Origin of the sequence: Carboxylicivirga fragile, from assembly GCF_050589805.1 — a bacterium.
Classification (GTDB): Bacteria; Bacteroidota; Bacteroidia; order Bacteroidales; family Marinilabiliaceae; genus Carboxylicivirga; species Carboxylicivirga fragile.
This window is the reverse complement of record NZ_JBNGOY010000131.1, coordinates 1-476: the sequence shown is the minus strand read 5'-3', so window position 1 is coordinate 476 and position 476 is coordinate 1. Positions and strand designations below refer to the sequence as shown.

Genomic DNA, 476 nt, shown 5'->3' with positions numbered 1-476 from the left:
ATTTTTCGAATAGTGATAAAATTACAAAGTATTCCAGAATTTCAAACTCATCTTCCTCTTTTTTCTATTGAGGATAATTTTCAGGTTGTTTATAAACAATTTCTTTCTAGCTCCTTAGGCAAAATTTATCAGGCCATACCATGGGATGAACTAGTTAAAGTTTTTGATTTAACTGATAGTAAGATGGGGCCAGATTGTATTTTTAGTCCACAAGGCAAGCTGGCGTTAATGTTTTTAAAGAACTATGCCTGTTGTTCAGATGAGCGACTAGTAGAGCAATTCAACTCTAACATTCATTACCAACTGTTTTGCCGATTATTACTCGGCATGGGCGAGCAACTCAATAATTTCAAAATTGTCAGTCAAATCAGATGTGAGTTAGCAGGCAAACTTGATGTGGACGAATCACAAAAGTGTTTAGCGCGTCATTGGTTGCCTCATATGGAAGAACTAGATCAAATTCTTACCGATGCTAC

1 protein-coding gene is annotated in these 476 nt (G+C 35.9%); it reads left to right on the top strand.

Going from position 1 to position 476, the window contains the following annotated elements:
- On the top strand, positions 1–476 hold a 476-nt coding region (locus tag ACRD7B_RS22855), incomplete at both ends, for a transposase (RefSeq protein ID WP_430826979.1).